The 1,822-nt window shown below is 73.8% G+C and carries 3 protein-coding genes; 1 reads left to right on the top strand and 2 read right to left on the bottom strand.

The genetic code is table 11. From position 1 onward, the window contains the following. Window positions 1–17: 17 nt before the first annotated feature. Window positions 18–479 (top strand): PPOX class F420-dependent oxidoreductase, encoded by a 462-nt coding sequence (locus FGF04_RS19235; protein WP_149512550.1) that lies wholly within the window; start codon window positions 18–20, stop codon window positions 477–479. Window positions 480–559: 80 nt separating this feature from the next. On the opposite strand, the gene FGF04_RS19230 is transcribed toward FGF04_RS19235, so the two are convergent. Both FGF04_RS19230 and FGF04_RS41165 read right to left on the bottom strand, forming a co-directional pair. Then, a complete protein-coding gene (locus FGF04_RS19230) occupies window positions 560–1,264 on the bottom strand; it encodes a TetR/AcrR family transcriptional regulator (RefSeq protein WP_149512549.1) in 705 nt (234 codons plus the stop codon). A 175-nt stretch (window positions 1,265–1,439) separates the two neighbouring features. Then, the coding region (locus tag FGF04_RS41165) for a mannosyltransferase YkcB-related protein (protein ID WP_456340028.1) at window positions 1,440–1,822 on the bottom strand (383 nt) is incomplete at its 5' end.

Below are 1,822 nucleotides of genomic sequence, written 5' to 3'. Positions count from 1 at the left end.
GCGCCTAAGCTGCCCGCATGGCACCGAACATCGCGACGAACACGTCCGTATCGCTGGACGAGCTGCTGGACTTCGTACGCCCCCGCCACCGCGCCATCCTGCTGACGCGCAGGGCGGACGGCGGCCCGCAGGGCTCGCCCCTGACCTGCGGGGTCGACGACTCGGGCCGGGTCGTCGTCTCCACCTACCCGGAGCGCGCCAAGACCCGCAACGCCAAGCGCGACGAGCGGGTCAGCCTCATCGTCCTGAGCGACGACTGGAACGGCCCCTGGGTCCAGATCGACGGCACGGCCGAGGTGATCGACTCCCCCGAGTCGGTCGAGCCCCTGGTCGAGTACTTCCGCAACATCTCGGGCGAGCACCCGGACTGGGACGAGTACCGCCGGGCCATGGTCAAGCAGGGCAAGTCGATCATCAGGATCACCCCGCAGAAATGGGGCCCGGTGGCCACGGGCGGCTTCCCGGCGCATCTGGCGTAGGAAGCGCATCGCCCCCGGTCGGTTGGCGGGGGCCCGCGCGACCGGCCCTCGCCAACCGACCGGGGGGGCCGGGGCACTCCTCACGGCTCGCCGCGGAGCACCACCGTCTCGATGCCCGCGATCACCAGGTCGAGCGCGGCGTGGAAGTCCCGCTCGCGCATCTCCTCCACCGTGCCCGGCGCCTGCCCCGGGGAGGCGTCGGGGTCCGTCCCCGCCCCGGCCGGGCGCCGCGTGAGGCGGCCCTCGACCGGGCCGCCGGACCCGTACACGAACCGGAGGACGGCGGAGACGGCCCCCGCCAGCCGGTGCGGGGGCAGCCCCGTGCGGCGGACCACCCGCTGCACCGCCTGCGAGAAGGCCACCGAGCGGGGCCCGATGTCGGGGAACGTCCCGGCGAGCGGCGACACCCACGGGTGCCGCAGGAGCAGTGCCCGGTAGCCGGAGGCGAGCGCCCGCAGCTGGTCCCGCCAGTCGTCGTCGGCGTCCGGATCCGGCAACTCCAGTTCGCCGTACACCGCGTCCAGCGCCAGTTCGAGGAGATCGTCCTTCGTGTCCACGTACCAGTAGACGGACATCGCGGTCACGTTCAGCTCGGCGGCCAGCCGCCGCATGGAGAACCCGGCGGGCCCCTCCGCGTCGAGGAGCGCCGCCGCGACCGCGGTGATCCGGTCCCGGTCGAGCGGGGGCGGCCGGTCGCCGCGGGCGCGACCGCCCCGCGGGGCCCTGCCGGCCAGCCAGACGCTGGTCCGGGCCGGGCGCCCGGCCCGGCCGGCTGCCCTCACCATGGCGCACCTTCCTCGGGACTCTCGCGGAGGGGCGCCCCGGAACTGCGGGGTCCGCCCGCCCGGAGGCCGGGCGGACCCCGCGTCCGGGCCGCCACCGCGGAGTCTTCCCGCTCCGCCCGGCATCAGCCCCATGACTCCGGGTCACTGTCCCGGGCCACGGCCCCGGCGGAGGGTCTCAGTCGCCGGTGGACTGCGTCAGGTCGTAGAACGTGGACGAACCCACCGTCACCTCCTTGAAGTTCTCCTGCACCCATTCGCTGATCTGGGTCCCGGTGCCGGAGCTGTCGCTGCCGCCGCCCATGGAGCCGGACGAGACGAAGTAGTGGATCTTCCCGTCCGCCACGTACTTCTTGAACTGGGCGAGCGTCGGCGACGGGTCGCTGCCGTTGAAGCCGCCGATCGCCATCACCGGGTCGCCGGTGGAGAGCTGGTAGCTCGCCGCGTTCTGCGAGCCGATGGCCGCCGCCACCCAGGTGTAGTCACCGGAATCCTTCTCCAGGAGCGCCTTGGCCTCGGAGCTGACGGTCGCGCCGTTGAGCAGACCGCCCATCCCGCCAC

The sequence above is a fragment of the Streptomyces apricus genome, from assembly GCF_008369065.1.
Classification (GTDB): Bacteria; Actinomycetota; Actinomycetes; order Streptomycetales; family Streptomycetaceae; genus Streptomyces; species Streptomyces apricus.
Note: the sequence above shows the minus strand (reverse complement) of the source record. Positions and strands in the feature narration are given on the sequence as shown.

Coding starts and splice junctions, on each gene's coding strand:
- FGF04_RS19235 (WP_149512550.1), top strand. CDS start 18: ATGGCACCGAACATCGCGACGAACACGTCCGTATCGCTGGACGAGCTG.
- FGF04_RS19230 (WP_149512549.1), bottom strand. CDS start 1,264: ATGGTGAGGGCAGCCGGCCGGGCCGGGCGCCCGGCCCGGACCAGCGTC.